4 protein-coding genes are annotated in these 2,169 nt (G+C 37.6%); 3 read left to right on the top strand and 1 reads right to left on the bottom strand.

What is annotated here, in order from left to right; translation table 11 throughout:
• The first annotated feature begins 212 nt into the window (after nucleotides 1–212).
• Both Q0191_RS03870 and Q0191_RS03875 read left to right on the top strand, forming a co-directional pair.
• Nucleotides 213–386, top strand: coding sequence for a transposon-encoded TnpW family protein (locus Q0191_RS03870; protein ID WP_297664011.1), 174 nt, complete (start codon nucleotides 213–215; stop codon nucleotides 384–386).
• 189 nt (nucleotides 387–575) lie between these two features.
• Nucleotides 576–932, top strand: a complete 357-nt coding sequence (locus tag Q0191_RS03875) for an inorganic diphosphatase (RefSeq protein ID WP_297664013.1) — start codon at nucleotides 576–578, stop codon at nucleotides 930–932.
• Nucleotides 933–1,159: 227 nt separating this feature from the next.
• On the opposite strand, the gene Q0191_RS03880 is transcribed toward Q0191_RS03875, so the two are convergent.
• On the bottom strand, nucleotides 1,160–1,483 hold the full coding sequence (locus Q0191_RS03880) for an LPXTG cell wall anchor domain-containing protein (protein WP_297664015.1): 324 nt from the start codon (nucleotides 1,481–1,483) through the stop codon (nucleotides 1,160–1,162).
• A 353-nt stretch (nucleotides 1,484–1,836) separates the two neighbouring features.
• Between Q0191_RS03880 and Q0191_RS03885 the strand changes: the two genes are divergently transcribed.
• Entirely contained in the window at nucleotides 1,837–2,103 is a 267-nt protein-coding gene (locus tag Q0191_RS03885; RefSeq protein WP_005590918.1) for an ACT domain-containing protein, read from the top strand.
• Nucleotides 2,104–2,169: the final 66 nt, after the last annotated feature.

Genomic DNA, 2,169 nt, shown 5'->3' on the forward strand with positions numbered 1-2,169 from the left:
TACAGAACTAAATCCTTTACTTAAATTATTTGTCTAACTTTTTGGGGTCAGTACAAGGAGAATAGCTTGTTTTATTTTCTGTAAGGGTTTAAAATCTAAATCCCAGTTTGTTGAAGTAAAACAATTAAATAAAATGATAGATAGGAAGTAAAAGCAAATAGCCGCTACTTCCTTTTTTGTTGTCAAACATTCAAAAACGGGAAGGAGAATTTATGAAAGAACTGAAAAATACAGATAAAAAAGGCAGTAGCACAAAGAGAAAGATTGGAAAGACCACCTATGAGCTTCTTGTCCATTTCAATGAAAATGCAACTGAAACAATGCAAGATAAACTTACAAGAATAATGCTGAGGGAGCTTAGGAGAAAATCGGATGAAAAAAGATGATTTTGATTAAAAATCCTTGACAAGTAGCAACAGGAAAAACAGCGAAGTCTATTCTAATTTCATGTGGTGTAAGGCTTGCATAATATAGGAAATATAAACGAATAATCAGGTATAGATAGAAAATCTCGCTCCGGCGGGATTTTTCTTGTATAATGAAGCTAGAAAGTAGCTGATGGAGGTAAAGAAAGGGTGAGATGCAAGAAAAAGATATTTAGTGCTGTTGTTGATCGGCCGGTCGGTTTTAAAGATTCTTTTGGGAATGTCTATCCGATTAATTATGGCTATATCCCTGAGCTGATGGGTGGAGATGGCGAAGAGCAGGATGTGTATATTATTTCCCATGACCAGCAGCACCCTCTGGAAAAGTTTACAGGAAAGTTGGTTGCTATCATCCATCGTCGTGATGATATAGAAGACAAGTGGGTTTTGGCTCCTGTTAATGAGGAGGTTGACAAAACTTTGATAGCAGAGCAGACTCAATTTATGGAGCAGTATTTTGATTCTTGGATTGAGATGGTGGAAGAGAGCAATGATTCAAGTCCCTAAAATCCATGATAAAGACCAGAAATCGGCTCTTGTGAGCGCTGTTCTAACTGCTTTAGCTTAATAATGAAAGTCTATATTCGATTAAGCTTTCCTCAATATCAGATAAAATTGCAAGATGGTCAGCCATGAAAAAAATCGCATGGATGAATCTGAAATGATTGGTCCATGCGATTTTTATATTTAAGGAGCTATCGTGAGCAAAGCTCTATCTAGCAGAACAGAAATGCTTACGCTTCTTTCTTTTTAAGTAAGAAGAGACCACCGCTTGTAGCCAGAAGAATCGTTGCAACTGTAAAGAGAGTAGAGTTTTCCTTGCTTCCTGTTTGTGGGAGCTGGGCCTGCTGACTATTGGTTGCTTTTTGAACTGTAGCGATAGGCTGTGCTTCGCTTGTTTTCTGAGCTAGGCTTTCTAATTGCTTTTCTTTTACTTTCGGAGCTGTCGGTTTGTCAGCTGGTTTGCCTGCTTGTTTTGGCTGAGGTTTTTGGTTCAAAATTTCTACAATTTCGACACTTGGTTTATGAGTGACAGGCATATCTTTTAACTCAGCCAATTGATCGCCAAAGACAGCGTTTGATATCCAACGGTAGAAGTGAATGGTATGCAGACGGTTGGTTGGATTTCCAGCATAAACGAAGAGCGGCTGTTCCTTGTAATTACCAGAAATAGCAACGATTTTAATGTGTTCTTAAGTTTAGTATAACAGAGTTTGAAACCGTTTACAAATAAAAACATAGATAAAAAACATACTTCTAACAAAAGGAAGAGATATGTGTAATTTCTGAAGAGTATTTAAGTCTGATATTTAAACAGCCCGCAATATTCGCAGTTTGGGTTTCTGCAAATTCATGCAAAAAACAGGCATTTATGCTACAATATTAGCAATAAAGATGATTGGAGCAAACGATGAAAGCGATTATTACGGTTGTTGGAAAAGATAAGGCAGGGATTGTGGCTGGTGTAGCTAGTAAAATTGCCGAGCTGGGGCTCAATATTGACGATATTTCTCAAACTGTTTTGGACGAGTTTTTTACCATGATGGCTGTCGTTTCTAGCGATGAAAAGCAAGATTTTGCAGCACTTCGTAGTGAATTTGAGGCCTTTGGTCAGACCCTCAATGTTAAAATCAATATTCAAAGTGCAGCGATTTTTGACGCTATGTACAATATCTAAGGAGAGGGCGCATGGATATTAGACAAGTTACAGAAACCATTGCCATGATTGAGGAGCAGAATTTTG

Origin of the sequence: uncultured Streptococcus sp. (assembly GCF_938036805.1) — a bacterium.
In the GTDB taxonomy this organism is placed as follows: domain Bacteria; phylum Bacillota; class Bacilli; order Lactobacillales; family Streptococcaceae; genus Streptococcus.

Coding starts and splice junctions, on each gene's coding strand:
- Q0191_RS03870 (WP_297664011.1), top strand. CDS start 213: ATGAAAGAACTGAAAAATACAGATAAAAAAGGCAGTAGCACAAAGAGA.
- Q0191_RS03885 (WP_005590918.1), top strand. CDS start 1,837: ATGAAAGCGATTATTACGGTTGTTGGAAAAGATAAGGCAGGGATTGTG.